The following is a 22,975-nucleotide window of genomic DNA, read 5'->3' as shown; positions in this document are numbered from 1 at the left end:
ATGAAATTTTCATTGCTGTGTGTAATATATAATGCTTAGGTAATCATGCTATGCATGATACCTAATACCTTTTAAGGAGGTGAATATTGTGGAAGAGCGTAACGAACAAGTGGTAGAAGAAGTAAAAGAAGCGCAAGTTGAAGAAGCTGTCACGCCAGAAAACAGTGAAGAAACTGTAGAAGAAAAAAGTGAGGCTGCTCTTTTACAAGAAAAAGTAGATGAGTTACAAGCGAAACTAACGGAAACGGAAGGTCGCACATTACGTCTACAAGCTGATTTTGAAAATTATAAGCGCCGTGTCCAAATGGATAAACAGGCTGCTGAAAAATATAGAGCACAAAGTCTAGTTTCAGACATCTTGCCAGCTCTTGATAATTTTGAAAGAGCAATGCAAGTGGAAGCGACTGATGAGCAAACGAAATCCTTGTTACAAGGTATGGAAATGGTGCATCGTCAATTGTTAGAAGCGCTGACTAAAGAAGGTGTGGAAGTGATTGAAGCTGTTGGTAAACAGTTTGATCCTAATGAACACCAAGCTATTATGCAAGTGGAAGATAGTGAATTTGAATCAAACGCGGTTGTGGAAGAATTCCAAAAAGGTTATAAATTAAAAGACCGTGTGATTCGCCCATCAATGGTAAAAGTAAATCAATAATTTACATAAAACTAGGAGGATTCGCCATGAGTAAAATTATCGGTATTGACTTAGGTACAACAAACTCTTGTGTAGCTGTTATGGAAGGTGGAGAACCAAAGGTTATCCCAAATCCAGAAGGGAACCGTACAACACCTTCTGTTGTAGCTTTCAAAAATGAAGAACGTCAAGTTGGGGAAGTTGCAAAGCGCCAAGCAATTACAAACCCAAATACAATCATGTCTGTTAAACGTCATATGGGTACAGACTACAAAGTAGAAGTTGAAGGTAAAGATTATACACCTCAAGAAATTTCTGCCATCATTTTACAAAACTTAAAAGCTTCTGCTGAAGCATACTTAGGTGAAACAGTAACGAAAGCTGTTATTACAGTACCTGCATACTTCAACGATGCAGAGCGTCAAGCAACGAAAGATGCTGGTCGTATCGCTGGTTTAGAAGTTGAGCGTATCATTAACGAGCCAACAGCAGCAGCACTTGCTTACGGTTTAGAAAAACAAGACGAAGAACAAAAAATCTTAGTATATGACTTAGGTGGCGGTACATTTGACGTATCTATCCTTGAGTTAGCAGACGGCACATTCGAAGTTATTTCAACTGCTGGTGACAACCGTCTTGGTGGCGATGACTTTGACCAAGTTATCATCGATCACTTAGTAGCTGAGTTCAAAAAAGAAAATAACATTGATTTAAGCCAAGATAAAATGGCGCTTCAACGCTTGAAAGATGCAGCTGAAAAAGCGAAAAAAGATCTTTCTGGTGTAACACAAACTCAAATTTCATTACCATTCATTAGTGCTGGAGCTGCTGGTCCATTACACTTAGAATTAACGTTAACAAGAGCGAAATTCGAAGAGCTTTCAGCAGGTCTTGTTGAAAGAACATTAGAGCCAACTCGTCGTGCATTAAAAGACGCTGGTTTTGCTCCAAGCGAATTAGATAAAGTTATTCTTGTTGGTGGATCTACTCGTATCCCAGCTGTACAAGAAGCTATTAAACGTGAAACTGGTAAAGAGCCATATAAAGGTGTAAACCCTGATGAAGTTGTAGCATTAGGTGCTGCAGTTCAAGGTGGCGTACTTACTGGAGATGTAGAAGGCGTTCTATTATTAGACGTAACTCCACTTTCTTTAGGTATTGAAACTATGGGTGGCGTGTTCACGAAATTAATTGAGCGTAACACTACAATTCCAACAAGTAAGTCACAAGTATTCTCGACAGCTGCTGATAATCAACCAGCAGTAGACATTCACGTATTACAAGGTGAGCGTCCAATGTCAGCTGACAACAAAACGTTAGGTCGTTTCCAATTAACTGACCTTCCACCAGCACCACGTGGTATTCCACAAATCGAAGTAACATTCGATATTGATGCGAACGGTATCGTTAACGTACGTGCGAAAGACTTAGGAACAAGCAAAGAGCAAGCTATTACAATCCAATCTTCTTCAGGTCTTTCTGATGAAGAAGTAGAACGTATGGTACAAGAAGCGGAAGCAAATGCTGACGCTGACCAAAAACGTAAGGAAGAAGTTGAACTTCGTAACGAAGCTGACCAACTTGTATTCCAAACAGACAAAGTTGTAAAAGATTTAGAAGGTAAAGTAGATGCAGCTGAAGTTGCAAAAGCAACAGAAGCGAAAGAAGCATTACAAGCTGCAATTGAGAAAAACGAGCTTGAAGAAATTCGTGCGAAAAAAGATGCTTTACAAGAAATCGTACAACAATTAACTGTTAAATTATACGAGCAAGCTCAAGCAGCTGCTGGTCAAGCAGAAGGTGCGCAAGGTGCACAAGACGCTGGCGCGAAGAAAGACAATGTAGTTGACGCTGAGTTTGAAGAAGTAAAAGAAGACAAGTAATTCAACTGTAAACATAATAAGTAAGATGACAAAAAGTCAAAGTCAAGCGTGCCTTGACTTTGGCTTTTTTCACGAATGAGAAGCGATGTGTGAGGATCTTAAGTTTTTCGCTTTGCATACTGTAAGTGAGGAAACTTTGTTGCAAAGCACTTTCTTTCGGTGTTAAAATTACGTTTATGTGAAAGATTCGGGGGTTGTAAATTTATGAGTAAACGAGACTATTATGAGGTCCTTGGACTTAGCAAGGGCGCTTCAACAGATGAAATAAAAAAAGCGTATCGTCGTTTGGCTAAAAAATACCATCCAGACGTAAGCAAAGAAGAAAATGCAATTGAAAAGTTTAAAGAAGTACAAGAAGCATATGAAGTGTTAAGTGATGATCAAAAGCGTGCGCAGTACGATCAATTTGGTCATGCTGGTGCAAATCAAGGATTCGGTGGATTTGGCGGCGGAGGAGACTTCGGCGGTGGCTTCGGTTTTGAAGATATATTTAGTTCTTTCTTTGGCGGTGGCGGCGGCAGACGTCGTGATCCAAATGCTCCGCGCCAAGGTGCTGACTTACAATATCAAGTCACTTTAGATTTTGAAGAAGCTATTTTTGGTAAGGAATTAAATGTGGAAATTCCAGTAGAAGATCCATGTGATACTTGTAAAGGTAGTGGAGCAAAACCAGGAACTTCAAAAGAAACATGTAAACATTGTTCAGGTTCTGGTCAAGTGAGTGTTGAACAAAACACACCGTTTGGTCGTATCGTAAACCGTCAAGCTTGTGGTCATTGTTCAGGAACTGGACAAATTATTAAAGAAAAATGTACGACATGTCACGGTTCAGGTAAAGTTCGTAAACGTAAAAAAATCAATGTTAAAATTCCAGCGGGTATCGATAATGGTCAACAAATTCGAGTGTCTGGAAAAGGTGAAGCCGGCGTAAATGGCGGACCAGCAGGAGACTTATATGTTGTCGTTCATGTAAGAAATCATGAATTCTTCGAGCGTGAAGGAGATCACATTATTTGCGAAATGCCATTAACATTTGCGCAAATGGCGCTTGGTGATGAAGTGGAAGTTCCTACTGTTCATGGTAAAGTGAAGCTGAAAATTCCAGCAGGAACACAAACTGGAACAGAATTCCGCTTAAAAGGAAAAGGTGCTCCGAATGTACGTGGATACGGCCAAGGAGATCAATATGTAGTCGTTCGTGTTGTTGTACCGACGAAATTGACTTCACAGCAAAAAGATTTATTACGTGAATTTGCAGGACAAGAAGAGCAGGATGATAGTTTATTCGGAAAGCTTAAACGTGCTTTCAAAGGGGAATAATGGAAATAAAAAATGGAGTTGGTAAATTGTGAAATGGTCAGAAATTAGTATTCATACAACAGAAGAAGCAGTAGAAGCTGTCTCTCATATTTTACATGAAGCTGGTGCTAGTGGAGTTGCGATTGAGGATCCAGCGGAGTTAACGAAAGAGCGCGAGCAACAATATGGTGAAATTTATGCATTGAACCCAGATGAATATCCGGCGGAAGGTGTATTAATAAAAGCGTATTTCCCGCAAACGGATTCTTTACATGAAACGATTGCAGGTGTAAAATCATCTATTGATGTGCTTCCATCTTACGACATCGAAATTGGTACTGGAAATATTACCGTTAACGAAGTCAATGAAGAAGATTGGGCTACTGCTTGGAAAAAATATTACCATCCAGTACAAATTTCTGATACATTCACAATCGTACCGACTTGGGAAGAATATACACCATCTTCTCCTGATGAAAAAATCATTGAATTAGACCCGGGTATGGCGTTTGGTACAGGAACTCATCCAACAACAACGATGTGTATCCGTGCTTTAGAAAAAACAGTACAGCCAGGTGACAATATTATTGATGTAGGAACAGGTTCTGGTGTACTTAGTATTGCAGCAGCAAAATTAGGTGCGTCTTCTGTTCAAGCGTATGATTTAGATCCGGTTGCGGTTGAAAGTGCAGAAATGAATGTACGTTTAAATAAAACAGATGATATCGTGTCTGTTGGACAAAATAGTCTTTTAGAAGGTATTGAAGGTCCAGTTGATTTAATCGTAGCTAACTTATTAGCAGAAATTATTCTATTATTCCCTGAAGATGCAGCAAGAGTTGTGAAGTCAGGTGGATTATTTATTACATCGGGCATTATTGCTGCGAAGGAAAAAGTAATTTCTGAGGCGCTAGAAAAAGCTGGATTTACAATTGAAGAAGTGTTACGAATGGAAGATTGGGTAGCAATTATTGCACGAAATGCGTAATATAGATTTTAGTCTATAATGAAAAGGGGAGTCTCTCACTATAAGGTGAGGGACTTGCCGTTTGTTATATGAAAAATGATAACGTTTCGTTCTTTTCGTAAGTGTTGACTTACGAAAGGAACGAAACTCTACTAAGGTGATTATATGCAACGTTATTTTGTAGAAGAGAAATATGTAAATGAGACAAGTATTCGCATTGTAGGTGATGACGTACATCATATCGCAAGAGTGATGCGTATGTCAGCTGGTGATCATATTTATTGCTGTGTAAATGGAAAAACAGCAGTATGTTCAATTGATGAAATTACCAGTGAATTTATTAATACGGCTATTGTAGAATGGGTAGAGGCGTCAAGTGAACTTCCTGTTTTCGTGACGATTGCAAGTGGACTGCCAAAAGGAGACAAGCTAGAGTTAATTTTTCAAAAAGGAACTGAGCTTGGGGCAGCTGCATTCTTACCATTTCAAGCATCTCGCTCTATCGTAAAATGGGATGCGAAAAAAGCTGATAAAAAAGTTGAGCGTTTAAGAAAAATTGTGAAAGAAGCTGCGGAACAATCACATAGAAGTGAAATTCCAGAAGTACATGCTCCGGCATCATTTAAGCAATTGCTTTCAATGAGTGGTGAGTATGATACTTGTCTTGTTGCTTACGAAGAGGAAGCAAAACAAGGCGAGAAATCTAATTTTGCGAAAGCTTTAACGACAATGAAACCAGGTCAAAAGCTATTGATTGTATTTGGCCCAGAAGGCGGTTTAGCTGAGGAAGAGATTACAGCGCTTCGTGAACATAAATTTGTACCATGTAGTTTAGGACCAAGAATTTTAAGAACAGAAACGGCGCCGTTATACGCGTTAAGTGCTGCTTCGTATCATTTTGAATTGATGGGGTGATGATCAATGTCAACTGTTGCGTTCCATACGTTAGGTTGTAAAGTAAACCACTATGAAACAGAAGCCATTTGGCAATTGTTTAAACAAGGTGGTTATGAAAGAACAGAATATGAAAAGAAAGCTGATGTATATGTTATTAACACATGTACAGTAACGAATACTGGGGACAAAAAAAGCCGTCAAGTAATCAGACGTGCTGTGCGTCAAAATCCAGATGCAGTTATTTGCGTAACGGGATGTTATGCACAAACATCTCCAGCTGAAATTATGGCGATTCCAGGTGTAGATATTGTAGTTGGTACACAGGATCGTGAAAAGATGTTAGGTTACATCGAAGAATTCCGTAAAGAGCGTCAACCAATTAATGCTGTCCGCAATATTATGAAAACACGTGTGTACGAAGAACTTGATGTACCTTATTTCACGGATCGTACACGTGCGTCTTTAAAAATACAAGAGGGTTGCAATAACTTCTGTACATTCTGTATCATTCCTTGGGCGCGCGGTTTAATGCGTTCTCGTGATGGAAAAGAAGTTATTAAACAAGCGCAACAATTAGTGGATGCAGGCTATAAAGAAATCGTATTAACGGGTATTCATACAGGTGGATACGGCGAAGACATAAAAGATTATAACTTAGCTGGATTACTTCGTGATATGGAAGCGGAAGTAGGCGGATTAAAACGTCTTCGTATTTCTTCTATTGAAGCGAGTCAAATTTCAGATGAAGTAATTGAAGTGTTAGATAAATCTGAAGTAGTTGTACGTCACTTGCATATTCCGTTGCAATCTGGTTCTAATACTGTATTAAAACGTATGCGTCGTAAATATACGATGGAATTCTTCCAAGAGCGTTTAGATCGTTTGAAAGAAGCGTTACCAGGCCTTGCGATTACATCTGACGTAATCGTTGGTTTCCCAGGTGAAACAGAAGAAGAATTCATGGAAACATACAATTTCATTAAAGAGAACCGCTTCTCTGAGTTACATGTGTTCCCTTACTCAAAACGTACAGGAACACCTGCAGCACGCATGGAAGATCAAGTTCCTGAAGATGTGAAGAATGATCGTGTTCATCGTTTAATTGAGCTATCTAATCAATTAGCGAAAGAATATGCATCAGCGTTTGAAGGTGAAGTGCTTGAAATCATTCCAGAAGAGCAATTTAAAGACGGCGACCGTGAAGGGTTATATGTAGGGTATACAGATAACTACTTGAAAATTGTATTTGAAGGATCAGAAGAATTAATTGGTAAGCTAGTGAAAGTGAAAATTACGAAAGCTGGTTATCCATATAACGAAGCGCAATTTGTTCGTGTTCTTGAAGATGATGTGAAAAAAGAATCAGCAAGCGCATAAAAAAGAGCGTGCAACCGGAAACGGTTTGCATGCTTTCTTTATTTGAAGCGGTTAAGTACTAGAAGGTGGAGAGGCATTTCGTGCATCCCTGTATGAAAAAAGTTGAAATGATAAAAATATAGTTGTCTTCATGAAAGAAGGATACTAGCTATTTGTATAACTTTTGAAAAGGAAATGCTTCTATTCTTCTTTTATTCTGCCAAATAGTTGACCTGAAGTGATAAAATGTATTATAATCGTAAAAGACATGCTGAAGAAGTGTTTCTTTTTGCATGCTGAAGTTAGTATGTAAGTGTGATGTTTCGGAGGGAGGGAAAGAGAATGTCAAAAACAGTCGTTCGTAAAAACGAGTCTTTGGAGGATGCACTTCGCCGTTTTAAAAGATCGGTTTCTAAAACTGGTACACTTGCTGAAGCAAGAAAGCGCGAGTTTTATGAAAAACCAAGTGTAAAACGTAAGAAGAAATCTGAAGCGGCAAGAAAGCGTAAATTCTAAGAGAGGGTGTAAGTTATGAGTCTTCTCGGTCGTTTAAACGATGATATGAAACAAGCGATGAAGAATAAACAAAAAGAAAAATTAACCGTTATTCGTATGGTTAAGGCTGCTTTACAAAATGAAGGTATTAAACTGCAACATACTCTTACTGAAGAAGAGGAAATAACAGTTTTAGCTCGTGAAGTAAAACAGTATAAGGACTCCCTCCTTGAATTTAAAAAAGCTGGTCGTGAAGACCTTGTTAATAAACTGCAAAGTGAAATTCAGATTTTAAGCGCATATTTGCCAGAGCAATTAACTGAAGAAGAACTAGTTGATGTAATCAAGCAAGTTATTTCTGAAGTTGGTGCGACTTCTAAAGCAGATATGGGTAAGGTGATGACTGCTGTTATGCCGAAAGTAAAAGGTAAAACAGACGGATCACTTGTGAATAAGCTGGTTATCCAGCTATTAGCATAAAAAAACGTCTCATTTCGTATGAGACGTTTTTTTATTGTTCTTATTAAGGAAAAACGCTATATTGCTTAAAAAGCGTTTCTGTAAGTGATAGAAACGCCTCTGGTATGTAAAAAAAGGTAACGGCCTTAGTTATGATTAATCCCACCATAAAAAAAGCTTTTTCGTTTTCTTAATTTCTTCGACTAACTCCTCAATGCTTTCTGTTCCTTGTTCCACTATATCTGGACAAAATTCATACATTTCTTGCGCGAAAGATTGCATTTCTTCGTCTGTAGGTAACGCGCTAAAAATGGCATCAACCCAGTCATGATCTGCACCGATTATGATAAAAGGATAGCGATCATTCCATTTTCTTAGTTTAAAAATAACATCTATATTGCTAACTTCGTAATTAACGCCATTTGTTTGTTGGATTGTAAGGATATCAAATTGGTCATTTCCTTGTGTAATTGCAATTCTACACTCACTCTTACTTCCTTGACTAAAACTTCTTTCGCAAATAAAAGCTAAGTATCCAAGTTTCTGAACCTCAGATTGAAGTTTTATAACTTGCTGTTCAGCAGAATCCTCAAAGGTAACGAAAGAGACTCCGGCTATTTTAGATTTTGAATCAGTTGCATAAAAGGGCTGGATGCTGCTGTTAGTAACTTGTTTTATAACATTCAAAATTTCTTGACTAAATCCAATTTCCTTTCGTATTTCCTCGCTTATTAATTCATTTTTTTGTTTTTTAATGAATCCTAATATTTTTTTGAAATTCATATAACAACCACCTATAAAATATTCTTACTTACACCGCAAAATTCAGAGTGGAGCAATTTCCTTTTTCGGATTTTATCTCATTTGTCTAATGAATGACAACTACTTATTCTATGGTCAGTATGTCACGTCCAGAACGAATTGTAACAGGTTTTTTCAAGTTTCCAACTTCTTGCTAGGCTCAATTTCTTAATGTAACTTGTACTGATATCCTGTAGGGGCGCATATTCTTGTATTAATACTTCTATTATTAAAGGTAACATCCTCTGATCCATCATTGTCCTGACAAATATGATTTCATATAGCGACTGTTTTAATTAACATGATATGAACTCTTGCAGAATATAGTTATGTTAGTGAAGTCGTTATAACACGATAGGCACTTGTGAAGAAATACATATATATGGGATGAGAGGGGGTCTTTCGAGATGAAGAAATTAGAACAAATGAAAAATTGGTTGACAAAACAAGTAGACCTACCAGTGGATGTATTAATGGATTTACCTCGGATTACTCTTGTTGGGCAAATACATATTTATATAGAAAATCATCGGGGGTTATTAGTGTTTTCAGATAAAGAAGTGCGATTGCTTTTAAAACACGGTCAATTATTAATTAAAGGACAATCCTTTGTTATTAAAACGATTCTTCCAGAAGAGCTTTTACTCGAGGGGATAATTGAGCAAGTAACATTTTTAGAAAATGAAAAAAAAGGTGATTGAAGTGAAACTTCCATTTGTGAAGTTTTTCTTCTTTATCCTGTAAAAGTTCCGTTGATAGAGACTGATTACAGTTTTACTCTGTTTTATTTTAGTACGAGCTATTTTAATGCTTCAAATAAAAAGTAGTATATCTACTTTTAGAAAGGTAGTGAAGGTGGTAAATGAAAAATAAATGGTTTATAAAGTGGCTTGGATATGTAAAAGTGCGAATTGAAGGTAGAGGAGCGGAACGGTTTGTTAATGAATGTGTACGGAGGAATTTATTAGTTTGGGATGTTAAAAAGATAGCTGATGAAACGTTAGTTTTTTGTATGTTGTTACGCGATGTGAAAAAAATAAAACCAATTTATAGAAAAAATGAATGTAAATTATATTTTATTGGACGTTATGGTTTTCCTTTTTGGAATAAACGTTTAATTAAAAACAGTGGATTTTTAATTGGTTTTTTAATTTTCTTTTTTGGTGTGATTGCAATGTCAAATATGGTTTGGAAAATTGAAATTACAGGAGCTAAACCTGAAACAGAATATATATTGATGAAAGAATTGGATAAAATGGGTATTAAAAAAGGGAAACTACAATTTCAAATGCCGAATGTAGAAGATGTGCAACGCCATTTGACAGATAATATTAATGCCATTACTTGGGCGGGACTAGAAGTAAGGGGAACGACTTATCATTTTAAAATTGTTGAAAAAAACGAACCGAAGAAAGAAAAGGAACAAAGGCCACAAAATTTAGTAGCAAAAAAAGAAGCGATTATTACAAAAACGTTTGTAGAAGTTGGAAAGCCGGTTGTACTGAAAAATGATCATGTAGAAAAAGGACAGATTCTCGTATCGGGAATATATGGTAATGAGGAAAGTCCGACGATTGTTTCAGCGAAAGGTATTGTATATGGCGAAACGTGGTATACATCTAAGGTGGATGTCCCGTTAAAGACGCAATTCCAAGTGTATACTGGTAATGTATACAATGAACATTTTCTTAAATTCGGGGATACGAAAATAAAAATATGGGGATTTCAGCATGATAAGTATAAACGCTCTCGTACTGAAAGTGTAAAGCATGATGTGAAATTATTTGGTTTTACACTGCCGATTGCATATGAAAAAGATGTTGTGAGAGAAGAAGAAGAAGCGAATCGAGAATATACAGAAAAGCAAGCGCTGAAAGTAGCGAAGGAGATGGCCGAAAAAGAACTAAAGAAAAAATTGGATGAACATGCTATGATTGTAAGTGATAAGATTTTGAGTAAAGAGGTTGAGGCGGATCAACTAAAAGTCACATTGCATTATACTGTGGTTGAAAATATTGCAGAGCCACAACCAATATCCGAATCCGATATTCAAGGAGACTGAGTAATGGCAGAACAATTAGTAGAAATGAACCAACAATTGGAAAATGCTAACGAAGCAATCGCTCTTTTTGGAGTTAATGATGCGCATTTAAAAGTAATTGAACGAGAACTGAATGTATCGATCGTAACTAGAGGAGAAACTGTTCATGTATCTGGGGCAGTTGAAACGGTGGCACTCGTAGAAAAAATCTTACAGCAATTACTTGTTGTAATTCGTAAAAGTATATCAATTTCAGAGAGAGATGTTGCGTATGCGATTCAGCTTGCACAACAAGGGAAAATTGCTCAATTTGAAGAGTTATATGAGGAAGAAATTTTCAAGACTGCAAAAGGTAAATCCATTCGTGTAAAAACAATGGGGCAAAGAAGATATATTCATGCGATGAAGAAGAATGATATTGTCTTTGGGATAGGGCCTGCAGGAACTGGAAAAACATATTTAGCTGTAGTAATGGCTGTGAGGGCTTTAAAACAAGGATATGTAAAGAAAATTATTTTAACAAGACCTGCTGTAGAAGCTGGAGAAAATTTAGGTTTTTTACCAGGGGATTTGAAAGAGAAGGTAGATCCATACTTACGCCCGTTATATGATGCTTTACATGATATTCTTGGACAAGAATATACGCAGCGTATGATGGAGCGAGGAGTAATTGAAATAGCTCCGCTTGCTTATATGAGGGGGCGTACGCTTGATGATTCATTTGTTATTTTAGATGAGGCTCAAAATACAACGGGTGCTCAAATAAAAATGTTTTTAACAAGATTAGGTTTTAGTTCTAAAATGGTTATTACAGGGGACCCTTCACAAGTAGACTTGCCAAAAGGGGTAAAATCAGGGCTATCTATAGCTGCTAATATTTTATCTGGTGTATCAGGTCTGTCATTTATTACATTAGAACAAACGGACGTTGTGAGACATCCATTGGTGCAACGTATTATTGAGGCATATGATAAAATGGAATGATCCTATTTGTCAGGATCATTTCTTTTTGTATGATAAGGTTGGCGAACGTCATATTTTTTACTATCATGAAAGATAAGGAAAATAAACTATTGGTACTAGTGTATAAAATATTGCCTCAAAGTATCGTTTGGTAGAAGAAATGAAAGCTATAAATAGTTTCACTTTATTTCTGGAGAGGAGAAGGTATTGAAATCATGTCAAGATCTCAAGAAATTTCTAAGTGGTTTCGTAATTTACAACATTCGAAAAAACTAAGTTGGATTTCTTACGTTGTGTTAGGAGCAGTGCTGTTTTTTGCGCTTATGAATAATGTAAAACCAGAACAATTAGATGTTAATATGTATTCTATTGCGAAAAAGACAATCCATTCTCCTATAAAAATTGAAGATAAAGTTACAACGGATAAAAAGAAAAAAGAAGCCGCTACAAAAGTTGAAGATCAATATACATATAAAAGTGAGTATAAACAAAACAAAGTTGATATTGTGAATGACGTCTTTGCTAAAGTGGATGAAGTGGTGCAAGAGATTAAAGCTGTTGGACCGGATGATCAAAAAAAGATGACTGATGCTGAGAAAGTGGACAAGTTAAAAAAGAAACTACCCGCTGACTTAACGAAAGAGTTATCTGATTCAAACTTACTGAATTTGATTAATGCAGATCCGAGCCAATTAGTATTAGCGAAAGATGCTGCGGTCACAGCGATTAATAGTATCATGACTGAGCATATTAAAATGGACGAATTGAAAGATGCGAAAGAACGATATGTAAGTGAGATGAATAGTGTTAATGTTGATAATGGTTTAAAAGAATCAATTAAGGCGCTAGGAAGATATGCAATTTCAGCTAACTATTTTTATGACCCAATCTTAACGAAAGAGAAGAGAAAAGCAGAGGAAGATTTAGTTCCACCTGTTTATATTCTTCAAGGACAAGTTCTTGTTAGAGAAGGTGAAACAATTTCAAGTGATGTGTATAATCAGTTGAAATTAGTTGGTTTGTTAGAAAAAGGGAACGGTTTTCAACCTTATGTTGGATTAGCGGTACTCATTGGTGTGTTACTATACTTTATGCATAAACAATTTGAATTATTTTTAAAGAGAAAAAGAGAAGATAGACCGTATGTTTTAGCGTATATTACAATTTTGTCTATCACAATCGTCTTAATGAAAATCATTAGTTTGTTTCAAAAACTTGAATACGCAGGGATTGCATATGTTGTCCCAGTTGCGATGGGAACAATACTTGTAAAACTAATGATTGGTGATCGATTTGTCTTTTTAACGAGTATGATTTTTTCTGTATGCGGAAGTATTATGTTTAATGAAGGAGTAACGAGTACATTAAATTATAGTGTAGGGATTTACGTATTGTTAAGTTCGTTATCGGTTAGTATTTTCTTGCGAGAAAAAAATCGTCGTACAATGATTTTACAAGCTGGTATACTCGTTTCTGTATTAAATGTAGTCGTATTGGCGGCGCTCTTATTATTACGTAATGGGAATTTTTCGCCTCTTGAAATTGGTACGCAATTATTAATGGCTTCACTTTCAGGGATTATATCATCCGTTTTGGCTATGGGGATTTTACCATATTTAGAAAGTGGACTTGGAATCGTATCAAGTATGAAGCTTATGGAATTATCAAGCCCAAATCATCCACTTTTACGCAGAATTTTGTTAGAAGCGCCAGGGACATATCATCATAGTGTAATGGTAGCGAATCTTTCTGAGGCTGCTTGTGAAGCAGTCGGGGCAAATGGTGTATTAGCGCGTGTAGGGGCATATTATCATGATGTAGGAAAAACAGTACAACCGCAATTCTTTATTGAAAACCAAATGGGAATTGAAAACCCGCATGATAAATTAGATCCTGTAACAAGTAAAGATATTATAATTGCTCACGTAACGGATGGAGTAAGAATGCTCGAAGAATATCATATTCCACAAGAAATTATTGATATCGCTGGGCAACATCACGGTACAACGTTACTGAAATATTTTTATTATAAAGCTATTAAAGAAGATAAAGAAAAATATACAGAAGAGATGTTCCGTTATCCAGGTTCAAAAGCAACTTCGAAAGAATCGGCAATTGTTGGTATTGCTGATAGTGTAGAAGCTGCGGTACGTTCTATGAATCACCCAACGCCAGAACAAATTAATAATTTGGTGCAAAGTATTATTAAAGATCGACTGCAAGACGGTCAATTTAGTGAATGTGATTTGACGTTTAAGGAACTACAAATCGTTGGAAAAACGTTGTGTGAAACGTTAAATGGTATTTTCCATTCGCGTATTACATATCCGGAACCTCCGGAAGAAAAGGAGAAAGAATGAGTTTGTTAATTGATTTTATTGATGAAACAGAAGAAGTAAAAGAAGAGTATATGAGTTTAATTCGTGAAGTGTTAGAAAAAGCAGCTCAAATGGAAAATATCGAGGCTGGTGCGGAGGTATCGGTGACATTTGTAGATAATGAGCGCATTAGAGAAATTAATCGTGATTACCGAGATAAAGATCAACCTACAGATGTAATATCCTTTGCTATGGAAGAGATGGGAGAAGGAGAAATGGCAATTGTTGGTGTAGAGATGCCGCGCATGTTAGGTGATCTTATTATCTCTATTCCAAGGGCGAAAGAGCAAGCTGAAGAGTACGGACATTCTTTCGATCGTGAACTTGGATTTTTGGCGTTACATGGCTTTTTACATTTACTTGGTTATGATCACATGACAGAAGAAGATGAAAAAGAAATGTTCGGAAGACAAAAAGAAATTTTAGAAGCTTTTGGATTAGGACGATGAAAAAAGGAAAACTTATAGATAGTTTTAGATATGCTATAGCTGGTATATTCTTTTGTTTTCGTCATGAACGAAATATGAAAATCCATTATTTAGCCGCAGTCATTGTTATATGCTGCGGCTTTTATTTCCATATTACGAAAATAGAGTGGATGATATTACTTATTGTAATAGGGAGTGTAATGAGTTTAGAGATGGTAAATACGGCTGTGGAAAAAACGGTAGATTTAGCGACTGCCGATATTCATCCGTTTGCAAAAATTGCAAAGGATGTTGCGGCAGGAGCGGTTTTATTGTTTGCAATTATAGCTGTTATAATTGGTGCTATTATCTTTTTACCGTATATGGTATAGTTGCATTCCGAAGCTTTTATTAAGCTTTGGAAGTGCCGTAAGGGCCTTTAATGAGAGAGTGTATCTCTTCATAGCTGTGAACAGGAAGGATGCGGGAATATGAATAGTAAACAATTAATTCTAGAAGCAATCGAAGCGCGTAAACAAGCGTACGTACCATATTCTAAATTTCAAGTAGGTGCAGCATTATTAACGAGCGATGGAAAAGTGTATCGTGGATGTAATGTTGAGAATGCATCATATGGCTTATGTAATTGTGCTGAAAGAACAGCTTTATTTAAGGCGGTTTCTGAAGGAGATAACGAATTTGTAGCCATTGCGGTTGTAGCAGATACAAAGCGTCCAGTACCTCCTTGTGGAGCATGTCGACAAGTTATGGTAGAATTATGTAAACAGGATACGAAAGTATACTTATCAAACTTACATGGTGACGTTCAAGAGACGACAGTCGGAGAATTGTTACCAGGAGCATTTTTAGCGGAGGATTTACATGAATAGAAAAGGTTATAAATCAGGTTTTGTCTCTATTATTGGCAGACCGAATGTTGGAAAATCTACATTTTTAAACCGTATTATTGGCCAGAAAATTGCTATTATGAGTGATAAGCCACAAACGACTCGTAATAAAATTCAAGGTGTATATACAGAAAATGATGCACAAGTTATTTTCATTGATACACCAGGAATACATAAACCTAAACATAAATTAGGCGACTTCATGGTAAAGATGGCTCAAACGACATTAAAAGAAGTTGATATTGTTCTGTTTATGGTTAATGCAGTTGAAGGATTTGGTCGTGGTGAGGAATTCATCATTGAGAAATTAAAAGAAACGAAACAACCAGTATTTTTAGTCATTAATAAAATTGACCAACTTCATCCAGAGCAATTACTAGAGTTAATTGATCAATATCGTAAACTACATGAATTTGCAGAGATTGTACCAATTTCTGCGTTAGACGGTAATAATGTGGACGCTTTAATTGGAACAATTAAAAAGTATTTACCAGAAGGACCACAATACTATCCAGAGAATCAAGTAACGGATCATCCGGAGAGATTTATTATTGCAGAGCTTATTCGTGAGAAAGTACTACATTTAACACGTGAAGAAGTGCCGCATTCTGTGGCTGTTGTTATCGATGCGATTCAAAAGCGTGAGGGCGGGGCAGTTTATATAAATGCAACGATTGTTGTTGAACGTGCATCACAAAAAGGAATCATCATCGGAAAACAAGGGAAAATGTTAAAAGAAGTTGGTAAGCGAGCTCGTTTTGATATTGAAGCGCTACTTGGTTCTAAAGTATTTTTAGAAGTATGGGTAAAAGTGCAAAAAGATTGGCGTAATAAAATGTCTCAGCTTCGTGACCTAGGTTTCCGCGAGGATGAGTACTAAAATAGAGTAAAGTTGTAATCAGTGGATGGTTGGTTCATCCACTGATTATTGGTTTTTATGAACTTTGATAAATTAGGAAAAATTTTTCTCACATGAAAATGGACAAAATGGGTCAATTTAATAACAACAAAGGAAATTGGTTTATAGGCTACGCTTATTGAGAAAGGTGGATTCTTATGCTAGATTTTACCTGGAAGTTTTTCTCCAAAACAGGAAGCATTGAAACGTACTTGCTTTTGAAAGAAATGGAAAAAGACGTAAACGATGAGATGGATCAACATGAAGAGGAGCTAGCGCATCTAGACTCTCCAATTTCTTGACCCGTTTTGTTCAAACCTTGGATGGTGACGAACATGTTTCAAAAAGTTGAGGGCATCGTTATCCGTACGACAGATTACGGAGAAACGAACAAAATTGTTACAATATTCTCAAGAGAACTTGGTAAGGTAAGTGCAATGGCAAGAGGGGCAAAAAAACCGAAAAGCCGATTAGCATCTGTGTCGCAATTAATGACACATGGCCATTTTCTAATTCAAATGGGATCTGGGCTTGGAACATTGCAACAAGGCGAGATTATTTCAACTATGAAAGAAATTCGCGAGGATATATTTTTAACTGCTTATGCATCATTTATTGTTGAGTTAACTGATAAAGCAACAGAAGATAAAAAACATAATCCGTATTTATTTGAAATGTTATATCAAACGTTGCATTATATGTGTGAGGGTGTTGATCCAGAAGTATTATCATTAATTTATCAAACGAAAATGCTTCCGGTATTAGGGATGCGCCCGTACTTTGATACATGTGCGATTTGTCATCAAGAAACAGACTTTGTCGCCTTCTCCGTAAGGGAAGGCGGTTTTCTGTGCTCACGTCATGCAGAGCAAGACCCATATCGTATACCGGTAGGAGAAGCTGTTCATAAATTATTACGCCTTTTCTTCCATTTCGATTTACATAGGCTCGGAAATGTATCGGTAAAGGATAGCACAAAAAAACAAATGCGTTTAGTATTGAATACATATTATGATGAATATTGCGGAATTTATTTGAAATCAAGACGTTTTTTAGAACAACTTGATAAGTTTCAAATATAATTTTGGGCCGTATACGGTCCTTTTTACATACTTTCTTTTTCGAATAGCATATTTAGTATATAATATTTAAGAGATAGTATAACTTTTTTCGTTGTGCATTAAAGGTGGTGATTATCATAGAGCTGAATAAACGGCAAGAACATATCATTCAGATTGTAAAAGATCACGGTCCTATTACAGGGGAATCAATTGCAGCGCAATTGGGTCTAACACGTGCGACGCTAAGACCAGACTTAGCAATTTTAACGATGGCTGGTTATTTAGAAGCACGTCCACGCGTAGGTTATTTTTATACGGGTAAAACTGGGGGGCAGCTATTATCTGAAGCTGTTAAGAAAATTAAAGTACAAGATTATCAATCTAGACCGGTTGTAATTGATAAAAATGTTTCCGTATACGATGCAATTTGTACGATGTTTTTAGAGGACGTTGGTACATTGTTCGTTGTAGATCAGATGACTCTATTAGTTGGTGTTGTGTCTCGTAAAGATTTATTAAGAGCGAGCTTAGGAAAGCAGGATTTAACCTCTCTTCCGGTTAATATTATCATGACAAGGATGCCAAACATTGCGATGTGTCGTAGAGAGGATTCTTTATATGATATTGCGATGGAATTAATAGAAAGACAGATTGATGCAATGCCAGTTGTAAAAGATACGAAACAAGGTTTAGAAGTGATTGGGCGAATTACAAAAACAAATATTACACGTGCGTTTGTAAATTTAGTAAATAACGAATAAGTGTAATTTGTTTAAAGTGAGGTAATGTAATGGATAATAAAATCGTATATGTCGTATCTGACTCTGTAGGAGAAACGGCTGATTTGGTTGTTCGAGCAGCAATGGGGCAATTCCCGTTTGCTCCTGATATTAGACGTGTACCGTATGTAGAAGATACAGGGACATTAAAAGAAGTGATTTCGATTGCTAAGAGTAATCAAGCACTTATATGTTTTACGTTAGTTAAGCCTGATATGCGCCAGTATTTAGTAACAGAGGCTGCAAAAGAAGGGGTAGAGGCATACGATATTATCGGCCCTCTTATTGATCAAATTGAAGAAATTACGGGGCAAGTGCCGAGATATGAGCCAGGTGTTGTCCGTAGGTTAGATGAAGAATACTTTAAAAAGATTGAAGCGATTGAGTTTGCTGTGAAGTATGATGACGGCAGAGATGCACGAGGTATTTTAAAAGCAGATATCGTGTTGATTGGTGTTTCGCGTACATCAAAAACACCACTTTCCCAATATTTAGCTCATAACAAACGCTTGAAAGTTGCGAATGTACCACTCGTGCCAGAAGTTGACCCACCTGAAGAACTATATCAAGTGGCAAAAGAAAAATGTTTCGGTTTGAAAATTACGCCAGATAAGTTAAATCATATTCGAAAAGAACGATTAAAATCACTTGGATTAAGTGATGGAGCAACATATGCAAATATTAATCGTATTCAAGAAGAAATTGATCACTTTGAGGAAGTAATTAGTAGAATAAATTGCCAAGTAATCGATGTATCGAATAAAGCGATTGAAGAAACAGCAAATATTATTGTGAATGCAGTGCAAAACCAAAAAATGTTTTAGCACATTTACCAAAGGTGAATGTGCTTTTTTCGCTCGTGTGAAATATGGTACCTATGGACTTTGTAATAGATTGTAGTGTAATGGTTATACTTATACTCCTTTGTCTTTTAGTATATTCAAGGTGTGAGTTTGTCATCCTGAAATGTAAGATGAAAAAATAAAGGGATATGTAGCGTAGTTGAAGAAAATATATTATAATAAAAAATTGTGATAAAAACCTATATTTTACGTTTAGACTTTAATTTTTCAGAATAAACTAGGGATAGGATTTACGAAAAAGACATGTAATTACGTTAAATCGACAAAATCTATACAAGAAAACGCACATTATGGAAGGATTCACAGAAGGGATGTAGAATACAGAAATATGCAAAACATCAACAACATATTAGTTGGTGTAGATGTATATCCCGTGAAGGCTGAAATTGTGCAAGTTGGAGCGGAATTTCATGTCGGAATTTTGTTTGTCGCATCATATGCTCATCCTTTAAGGAAATAGCAAGGCAATTGGATCATTGTAGATACTGAACAAAATGGAGTTGATTGTTATATGGATCAACATGAAAAAGTTACAGATCTCAAGATCAAACAGTATATGTGGCTTGCTACTCTTCTTGTAAAAAGGTGTATATGTATTGTTTCTAAGAGATACATTTGTAACAGATGAGCAAATGTATACAATTTTATATAGCAAGTATGTATATGCGATTTATGCAGATAAAGGACCTATAGGAAAGGTTCAAAATCGTTTATACAATGTAATCGGCAACACTTTCTAACAAGTTTAGAAAAATATTGTCGAATTATAAAGGAATTTTTTAATTTATATCGAATACAAAATACGACACGGAGATGGAGTTATGGGGAACAGAATTCCCGAAGAAGTTGTTGAACAGATTCGGACATCATCCGATATTGTAGAAGTCATTGGTGAATACGTTCAACTTAGAAAACAGGGGCGTAACTATTTCGGCCTTTGTCCATTTCATGGTGAGAATTCTCCTTCATTCTCTGTTTCATCTGATAAGCAAATTTTTCATTGCTTCGGATGTGGAGAAGGTGGAAATGTATTTTCCTTTCTAATGAAAATGGAAGGACTGGCGTTTACCGAGGCTGTTCAAAAGCTAGGCGAAAGAAATGGAATTGCGGTTGCAGAGTACACATCAGGACAAGGACAACAAGAAGACATATCTGATGACACTGTCATCATGCAACAAGCTCATGAATTATTGAAAAAGTATTATCATCATTTATTAGTAAATACGGAAGAGGGAAATGAAGCACTTTCATATTTATTAAACCGTGGTATTACGAAAGAGATGATTGAGAAGTTTGAAATTGGTTATGCATCACCTGCTTGGGATGCAGCGACGAAAATTTTACAAAAAAGAGGTTTATCGCTGTCTACTATGGAACAAGCTGGCCTTCTAATAAGAAGTGAGAAGGATGGTAGTCATTATGATCGCTTCCGTGGAAGAGTTATGTTCCCGATCTATACGTTACAAGGTAAGGTGATAGCGTTTAGTGGAAGGGCGTTAGGAGATGACACTCCGAAATATTTAAATAGTCCTGAAACACCGATTTTTCACAAAAGTAAATTGTTGTATAACTTCCACCAAGCAAGACCATTTATTAGAAAGCGTGGGCAAGTGGTTCTTTTCGAAGGATATGCCGATGTACTAGCTGCGGTAAAAAGTGGTGTGGAAGAAGCTGTTGCGACAATGGGAACAGCTTTAACTGAAGAACAAGCAAAACTTCTGCGACGTAACGTTGAAACTGTTGTTCTTTGCTATGATGGTGATAAAGCAGGGCGAGAAGCGACGATGAAAGCAGGGCAATTATTGCTAAAAGTTGGTTGCCAAGTGAAAGTCACATCCTTGCCAGATAAGCTTGATCCTGATGAATATGTGCAACAATATGGGACTACTGCTTTTGAAAATCTTGTGAAATCAAGTGTGAGTTTTGTTGGTTTTAAAATAAATTATTTGCGTTTAGGGAAAAATTTGCAAGATGAGTCTGGCAAAGAAGAATATGTGAAAAGTGTTTTAAAAGAGTTATCGTTGTTACAAGATGCGATGCAGGCAGAGTCATATTTGAAGTCATTATCGCAAGAATTTTCGTATTCAATGGAAACACTTTTGAATCAATTGCACCAATATCGCAAAGAACAAAAGGTACAGCAAAAACAAATAAAGCAGGTTGCTAAACCGTCTCAAGTCGTTCAAACAAAACCGAAGTTAACAGGTTTTGAAAGAGCGGAAAGAGAAATTATTTACCATATGTTGCAAAGTGCAGAAGTAGCTGTTCGTATGGAATCCCATATAGAAGATTTTCATACAGAAGAACATAAAGGGATTTTATATGAACTATACGCATATTATGAAAAGGGAAATGAACCTTCAGTCGGAACATTTTTAAGTTGGCTCTCTGATGAAAAGTTGAAAAATATTATCACTGATATTTCGACGGATGAATTTATTAATCCAGAATACACAGAAGAAGTGTTACAAGGCCATTTGGAGACGCTTAGACGGCATCAGGAAAAACTTGAAAAGATGGAGATCATCTTTAAAGTGAAACAAATGGAAAAAACAGATCCTGTAGAGGCTGCTAAATATTATGTAGCATATTTACAAAATCAAAAAGCGAGAAAATAGCTTTTTTGATAAAGTTTTAGTATAATGAATGTTTGTATCTCGCGTAAGGAGGGGAACAGATGGCTGACAAACCAGCTCGTTCTAAACAAATTGAAACTGAAATGACCCTTGAGCAAGTGAAAGAACAACTCACTGAGCTCGGAAAAAAACGTGGCGTTCTTACATATGAAGAGATTGCAGAACGCATGAATGGATTTGAAATTGAATCCGATCAAATGGATGAATACTATGAATATTTGGGTGAACAAGGCATTGACTTAGTTGGTGATAATGACAACGAAGAAGGCCCTAATAATCGCCAAATTTCAAAAACAGAAGAAGAGTTTGACCTCAATGATTTAAGTGTACCACCAGGGGTTAAAATCAACGATCCTGTTCGTATGTATTTAAAAGAAATTGGTCGTGTAGACTTACTATCTGCAGAAGAAGAAATTCGACTTGCAACGCGTATTGAAGAAGGCGATGAAGAAGCGAAACGTCGTCTTGCAGAAGCAAACTTACGTCTTGTAGTAAGTATTGCAAAGCGCTATGTAGGCCGTGGTATGCTTTTCTTAGACTTAATTCAAGAAGGTAATATGGGTCTAATTAAAGCTGTTGAAAAGTTCGATTATCGTAAAGGTTTCAAATTTAGTACGTATGCAACTTGGTGGATTCGCCAAGCTATTACACGTGCCATTGCAGACCAAGCGCGAACAATTCGTATTCCAGTTCATATGGTTGAAACGATTAACAAGTTAATTCGTGTACAACGCCAATTATTACAAGATTTAGGTCGTGAACCGTCTCCTGAAGAGATTGGTGAAGAAATGGATCTTGCTCCAGAAAAAGTACGTGAAATCTTAAAAATTGCACAGGAGCCAGTTTCTCTTGAAACACCAATTGGTGAAGAAGATGACTCCCATTTAGGTGACTTTATTGAAGACCAAGAAGCAACATCGCCTGCGGACCATGCAGCCTATGAATTGCTAAAAGAACAATTAGAAGATGTGTTAGATACGCTAACAGATCGTGAAGAAAATGTTCTACGTCTTCGTTTCGGTTTAGATGATGGACGAACTCGTACGCTTGAAGAAGTTGGGAAAGTATTCGGCGTAACGAGAGAGCGTATCCGTCAAATTGAAGCAAAAGCACTTCGCAAATTAAGACATCCAAGCCGTAGTAAGCGTCTTAAGGATTTCTTAGAATAGGTTATTTTTTAAGTTTACTTCACCATTGTGAAGTAAACTTTTTTATTTTGTTAATTTTTGTTAAAATTTAGCTATCGGCAA

25 protein-coding genes are annotated in these 22,975 nt (G+C 36.5%); 24 read left to right on the top strand and 1 reads right to left on the bottom strand.

Going from position 1 to position 22,975, the window contains the following annotated elements; all coding sequences use genetic code 11:
• Nucleotides 1-88 precede the first annotated feature (88 nt).
• The 8 genes from grpE (at nt 89) to GBN91_RS02715 (ending at nt 8,011) form a co-directional block, all read left to right on the top strand.
• Nucleotides 89-655, top strand: coding sequence for a nucleotide exchange factor GrpE (gene grpE / locus GBN91_RS02750; RefSeq protein ID WP_000392711.1), 567 nt, complete (start codon nt 89-91; stop codon nt 653-655).
• 26 nt (nt 656-681) lie between these two features.
• Nucleotides 682-2,517 (top strand): chaperone protein DnaK, encoded by a 1,836-nt coding sequence (gene dnaK, locus GBN91_RS02745; protein WP_000034700.1) that lies wholly within the window; start codon nt 682-684, stop codon nt 2,515-2,517.
• A gap of 204 nt (nt 2,518-2,721) precedes the next feature.
• A complete protein-coding gene (gene dnaJ, locus GBN91_RS02740; protein WP_000043947.1) occupies nt 2,722-3,837 on the top strand; it encodes a chaperone protein DnaJ in 1,116 nt (371 codons plus the stop codon).
• A gap of 28 nt (nt 3,838-3,865) precedes the next feature.
• Nucleotides 3,866-4,804, top strand: a complete 939-nt coding sequence (gene prmA / locus GBN91_RS02735) for a 50S ribosomal protein L11 methyltransferase (RefSeq protein WP_000872101.1) — start codon at nt 3,866-3,868, stop codon at nt 4,802-4,804.
• A 144-nt stretch (nt 4,805-4,948) separates the two neighbouring features.
• Nucleotides 4,949-5,698 carry a 16S rRNA (uracil(1498)-N(3))-methyltransferase gene (locus GBN91_RS02730; protein WP_001190156.1) on the top strand — a complete coding sequence of 250 codons (750 nt, stop codon included), beginning with the start codon at nt 4,949-4,951 and terminating at the stop codon, nt 5,696-5,698.
• Nucleotides 5,699-5,704: 6 nt separating this feature from the next.
• The gene (gene mtaB, locus GBN91_RS02725) at nt 5,705-7,057 is read left to right on the top strand and encodes a tRNA (N(6)-L-threonylcarbamoyladenosine(37)-C(2))-methylthiotransferase MtaB (RefSeq protein ID WP_000108679.1); all 1,353 of its coding nucleotides are present in this window, start codon (nt 5,705-5,707) and stop codon (nt 7,055-7,057) included.
• Nucleotides 7,058-7,378: 321 nt separating this feature from the next.
• Nucleotides 7,379-7,552 (top strand): 30S ribosomal protein S21, encoded by a 174-nt coding sequence (gene rpsU / locus GBN91_RS02720; protein WP_000048061.1) that lies wholly within the window; start codon nt 7,379-7,381, stop codon nt 7,550-7,552.
• 15 nt (nt 7,553-7,567) lie between these two features.
• Entirely contained in the window at nt 7,568-8,011 is a 444-nt protein-coding gene (locus tag GBN91_RS02715) for a GatB/YqeY domain-containing protein (RefSeq protein ID WP_000054562.1), read from the top strand.
• A gap of 135 nt (nt 8,012-8,146) precedes the next feature.
• Here GBN91_RS02715 and GBN91_RS02710 read toward each other — a convergent pair whose 3' ends face one another.
• Nucleotides 8,147-8,773 (bottom strand): DUF4253 domain-containing protein, encoded by a 627-nt coding sequence (locus tag GBN91_RS02710; RefSeq protein WP_001009615.1) that lies wholly within the window; start codon nt 8,771-8,773, stop codon nt 8,147-8,149.
• Nucleotides 8,774-9,198: 425 nt separating this feature from the next.
• Between GBN91_RS02710 and yqfC the strand changes: the two genes are divergently transcribed.
• The 16 genes from yqfC to rpoD all read left to right on the top strand — a co-directional run bounded on the left by yqfC (nt 9,199) and on the right by rpoD (nt 22,894).
• Nucleotides 9,199-9,492 carry a sporulation protein YqfC gene (gene yqfC, locus GBN91_RS02705; protein ID WP_000732269.1) on the top strand — a complete coding sequence of 98 codons (294 nt, stop codon included), beginning with the start codon at nt 9,199-9,201 and terminating at the stop codon, nt 9,490-9,492.
• 161 nt (nt 9,493-9,653) lie between these two features.
• Nucleotides 9,654-10,853 carry a sporulation protein YqfD gene (yqfD, locus tag GBN91_RS02700; RefSeq protein WP_000792498.1) on the top strand — a complete coding sequence of 400 codons (1,200 nt, stop codon included), beginning with the start codon at nt 9,654-9,656 and terminating at the stop codon, nt 10,851-10,853.
• A gap of 3 nt (nt 10,854-10,856) precedes the next feature.
• Nucleotides 10,857-11,816 carry a PhoH family protein gene (locus GBN91_RS02695; RefSeq protein WP_000840501.1) on the top strand — a complete coding sequence of 320 codons (960 nt, stop codon included), beginning with the start codon at nt 10,857-10,859 and terminating at the stop codon, nt 11,814-11,816.
• 194 nt (nt 11,817-12,010) lie between these two features.
• Nucleotides 12,011-14,155: an HD family phosphohydrolase gene (locus GBN91_RS02690; protein WP_000091509.1), complete on the top strand. Its 2,145-nt coding sequence runs from the start codon at nt 12,011-12,013 to the stop codon at nt 14,153-14,155.
• Nucleotides 14,152-14,622 (top strand): rRNA maturation RNase YbeY, encoded by a 471-nt coding sequence (gene ybeY, locus GBN91_RS02685; protein ID WP_016123385.1) that lies wholly within the window; start codon nt 14,152-14,154, stop codon nt 14,620-14,622. The genes GBN91_RS02690 and ybeY overlap by 4 nt, the downstream gene beginning before the upstream one ends.
• Complete coding sequence (locus GBN91_RS02680; RefSeq protein WP_016123384.1) at nt 14,619-14,972, top strand: diacylglycerol kinase family protein; 354 nt, start codon at nt 14,619-14,621, stop codon at nt 14,970-14,972. Before ybeY ends, GBN91_RS02680 begins: the two co-directional genes overlap by 4 nt.
• 99 nt (nt 14,973-15,071) lie before the next feature.
• Complete coding sequence (locus tag GBN91_RS02675) at nt 15,072-15,470, top strand: cytidine deaminase (protein ID WP_016123383.1); 399 nt, start codon at nt 15,072-15,074, stop codon at nt 15,468-15,470.
• Nucleotides 15,463-16,368 (top strand): GTPase Era, encoded by a 906-nt coding sequence (era, locus tag GBN91_RS02670; RefSeq protein ID WP_001080230.1) that lies wholly within the window; start codon nt 15,463-15,465, stop codon nt 16,366-16,368. The genes GBN91_RS02675 and era overlap by 8 nt, the downstream gene beginning before the upstream one ends.
• 176 nt (nt 16,369-16,544) lie before the next feature.
• On the top strand, nt 16,545-16,688 hold the full coding sequence (locus GBN91_RS02665; RefSeq protein ID WP_000883924.1) for a YqzL family protein: 144 nt from the start codon (nt 16,545-16,547) through the stop codon (nt 16,686-16,688).
• A gap of 33 nt (nt 16,689-16,721) precedes the next feature.
• Nucleotides 16,722-17,468 (top strand): DNA repair protein RecO, encoded by a 747-nt coding sequence (gene recO, locus GBN91_RS02660; RefSeq protein ID WP_000487009.1) that lies wholly within the window; start codon nt 16,722-16,724, stop codon nt 17,466-17,468.
• Nucleotides 17,469-17,575: 107 nt separating this feature from the next.
• Nucleotides 17,576-18,208, top strand: coding sequence for a transcriptional regulator CcpN (ccpN, locus tag GBN91_RS02655; RefSeq protein WP_000583756.1), 633 nt, complete (start codon nt 17,576-17,578; stop codon nt 18,206-18,208).
• A gap of 29 nt (nt 18,209-18,237) precedes the next feature.
• On the top strand, nt 18,238-19,050 hold the full coding sequence (locus GBN91_RS02650) for a pyruvate, water dikinase regulatory protein (protein WP_000368945.1): 813 nt from the start codon (nt 18,238-18,240) through the stop codon (nt 19,048-19,050).
• A gap of 367 nt (nt 19,051-19,417) precedes the next feature.
• Entirely contained in the window at nt 19,418-19,549 is a 132-nt protein-coding gene (locus GBN91_RS29405; RefSeq protein WP_002024806.1) for a hypothetical protein, read from the top strand.
• 136 nt (nt 19,550-19,685) lie between these two features.
• The gene (locus GBN91_RS28715; RefSeq protein WP_000479733.1) at nt 19,686-19,829 is read left to right on the top strand and encodes a hypothetical protein; all 144 of its coding nucleotides are present in this window, start codon (nt 19,686-19,688) and stop codon (nt 19,827-19,829) included.
• 81 nt (nt 19,830-19,910) lie between these two features.
• Nucleotides 19,911-21,707 (top strand): DNA primase, encoded by a 1,797-nt coding sequence (gene dnaG / locus GBN91_RS02645; RefSeq protein WP_000528223.1) that lies wholly within the window; start codon nt 19,911-19,913, stop codon nt 21,705-21,707.
• Nucleotides 21,708-21,766: 59 nt separating this feature from the next.
• Complete coding sequence (gene rpoD, locus GBN91_RS02640) at nt 21,767-22,894, top strand: RNA polymerase sigma factor RpoD (protein WP_000764065.1); 1,128 nt, start codon at nt 21,767-21,769, stop codon at nt 22,892-22,894.
• Nucleotides 22,895-22,975: the final 81 nt, after the last annotated feature.

The sequence above is a fragment of the Bacillus sp. B1-WWTP-T-0.5-Post-4 genome, from assembly GCF_009183795.1.
GTDB classification, from domain to species: domain Bacteria; phylum Bacillota; class Bacilli; order Bacillales; family Bacillaceae_G; genus Bacillus_A; species Bacillus_A cereus.
This window is presented reverse-complemented; position numbering and strand designations above follow the sequence as displayed.